Consider the following 2,819-nt stretch of genomic DNA (forward strand, 5'->3'; position numbering starts at 1 on the left):
CTTTCATTCTCTATAAGCTAAGCTACTTTTTATTTATGATAGGGTTATGGTTAATATCATCTTAATAGTTAATTAGTGCATGCAAATCGTATCTACTTTTATTTTAGTTTAGCGCACTCAATATTAATCAAATAAACAACTAGGTATGAAATATTCTATAATTACCAAGTTAAAAGCGTTGCAAGAGCGTTATGACGAAGTGGAAAGACTACTAGGTAACCCGGAAATAGTTACCGATAGGGAACGTTTTCGTGTCTTATCCAAAGAGTATGCGCAACTAGCTAATATTACCTCCTGTTTCCAACGTTGGCAGCAGGTGCAAGAAAATATCGACACAATCTGGCAGATGCTTGAAGACGATGAAATGCGTGAAATGGCACAAGAAGAACTAAATGAGTTACATACATTCCTAGTACCACTAGAACAACAGTTACAGGTTTTGCTATTACCAAAAGATCCAAACGATGAACGGGGGTGTTTTCTGGAAGTACGCGCCGGTACAGGCGGAGATGAAGCAGCATTATTCGCTGGTGATTTATTTCGTATGTATAGTCGTTACGCTGAAATACGCCGTTGGAAAGTAGAAATAGTCAGCGCCAGTTACGGTCAGCACGGGGGCTATAAAGAAATTATCGTGAAAATCTCTCATCAAAACGCTTATGGTCAGCTGAAATTCGAATCTGGCGGTCACCGTGTACAACGCGTACCAGAAACTGAATCCCAGGGACGTATCCATACTTCTTCTTGTACGGTAGCAGTAATGCCGGAGATTTTAAAGGCTGAACTACCTGAAATCAATATTGACGATCTACGTATTGACACTTTTCGTTCGTCAGGTGCTGGGGGACAGCACGTAAATACGACCGAATCTGCTATTCGCATTACACATTTGCCAACTGGGTTAGTTGTAGAGTGCCAGGATGAGCGTTCTCAGCATAAAAATAAAGCTAAAGCTTTAGCGGTGCTAGACGCACGCTTACGCGCAGTAGAGGCACAGTGTCGGCAACAAGAAGAGTCAGACATCCGCCGTAATTTGCTTGGTAGCGGTTATCGTTCTGATAGGATCCGTACTTATAACTTTCCGCAAGGACGTATTACAGATCACCGGATTGGTTTAACTATCTATCGGCTAGATGAGGTGATAGAAGGCAAGCTAGAGCTATTACTGCAGCCCATTATGCAGGAACATCAAGCTAATCAGCTCGCTGCGCTATCTGAGATAACATTATGACTTGGCAGCAATGGCTTGTGCAGGCAAGTGACCGACTGACTGCGTCACCAAATCCCAGACTTGATGCCGAAATGTTGCTAGGGCAAGTAGCTGGCATAGGACGAGCCCGTCTATTAGCATTCGGAGATACTTTATTAGATGAGGCTCATTGTACGCAGCTAGAGAATTTATTAAAGCGTAGAGTACGAGGTGAGCCTCTAGCTTATATAACCGGTGAGTGGGAGTTTTGGTCATTACCTCTACGAGTATCTACCGATACCATAATTCCTAGGCCTGATACGGAATGTTTAGTAGAGCAGGCTCTATATCTAATGTTACCAACTAAAGCTGAAGTACTTGATCTAGGCACTGGAACCGGTGCTATTATGCTCGCGCTAGCGTCGGAACGACCCAGTTGGCGTTTAACAGGAGTAGATATTAATCTAGGTGCAATTACTTTAGCTTACGATAATGCCGTAAGCTTAGGCGTAACAAACGTGCTATTTCTGTGTGGAAACTGGTTTAAACCATTGCGATTCCAGGCCACACGCTATAGCCTAATTGTTAGTAATCCACCCTATATTGATGCTGATGACTCACATTTAAATCAGGGAGATATATATTTCGAACCTAAAAGCGCGTTGGTTGCTGACAATCATGGCATAGCAGATATTGCAGCAATCTGCCGTGACTCAGGTAAATATTTACAGTACCGCGGCTGGTTAGTACTAGAACATGGTTGGCAACAAGGAGCAGAAGTACGGGCATTACTAGCCCAAGCTGGGTTCATTCATATAACTACTGTACGGGATTATGGCGACAATGAGCGGGTTAGTTTAGGACAATGGGTTCATTCATGATTATAATGCTACATTTATTGATATTATGTTAGTAACATTATCAAACCATTAGTTGCTAACTAAATATAGAAATCTATTAGGTTAGCGCCAAAAATTATCGAAAATAGTAATAGGTAGATTACGTTTATGTTGAGTTCGCTGATACCAGTCTTCAATTATTAGTACTGCTTCTACATCGATAGTTTTCCCTTCTAAATAATCATCTATTTGCGCATAGGTTACCCCTAGAACTAATTCATCAGGCAAAGCTGGACGTTCGTCTTCTAAATCAGCCGTTGGTGCTTTAACATACAGATGTTCTGGACAACCAAAGTACTGTAACAAAGCTGTTACTTGACGTTTATTAAGCCGGAACAAAGGGTTAAGATCAGTACCGCCATCACCATATTTCGTGAAAAAGCCAGTAATAGCCTCTGCTGCATTATTTGTACCAACAACCAATCCAGCAGTCATGCCGGCAATACTATATTGTATTTTCATGCGCTCACGCGCTTTTTCATTGCCCTTGACAAAATCACTCAAGGTTAAACCTGCGTGACGTAACGTTGCTTCACTAGCTTGAATGGCATTTTGAATATTTATTATAATTATATCGTCAGGCTGGATGAAGGTAATTACATCATTACAGTCTGCTTCGTCTTTCTGTTTTCCATATGGTAGCCGCACCGCAATAAATTTATACTGTTTTTCTCCAGTTTCATACCGTAATTCTTTGATAGCAAGTTGGCATAATTTACCAGTGAGAGTAG

Annotated in this window: 3 protein-coding genes; 2 read left to right on the forward strand and 1 reads right to left on the reverse strand. The window is 41.3% G+C overall.

The genetic code is table 11. The features are described from left to right. Positions 1–145: 145 nt before the first annotated feature. On the forward strand, positions 146–1,231 hold the full coding sequence (gene prfA, locus CEX73_RS01925; RefSeq protein ID WP_101626916.1) for a peptide chain release factor 1: 1,086 nt from the start codon (positions 146–148) through the stop codon (positions 1,229–1,231). Then, on the forward strand, positions 1,228–2,070 hold the full coding sequence (gene prmC, locus CEX73_RS01930; protein WP_101626917.1) for a peptide chain release factor N(5)-glutamine methyltransferase: 843 nt from the start codon (positions 1,228–1,230) through the stop codon (positions 2,068–2,070). Before prfA ends, prmC begins: the two co-directional genes overlap by 4 nt. 81 nt (positions 2,071–2,151) lie before the next feature. Here the strand turns inward: prmC and nadE are convergent. Next, positions 2,152–2,819: NAD(+) synthase (gene nadE, locus CEX73_RS01935; RefSeq protein WP_101626918.1), on the reverse strand; the 668-nt coding region annotated here is incomplete at its 5' end.

It is taken from the genome of Candidatus Palibaumannia cicadellinicola, from assembly GCF_002855795.1.
Classification (GTDB): domain Bacteria; phylum Pseudomonadota; class Gammaproteobacteria; order Enterobacterales; family Enterobacteriaceae; genus Baumannia; species Baumannia cicadellinicola_C.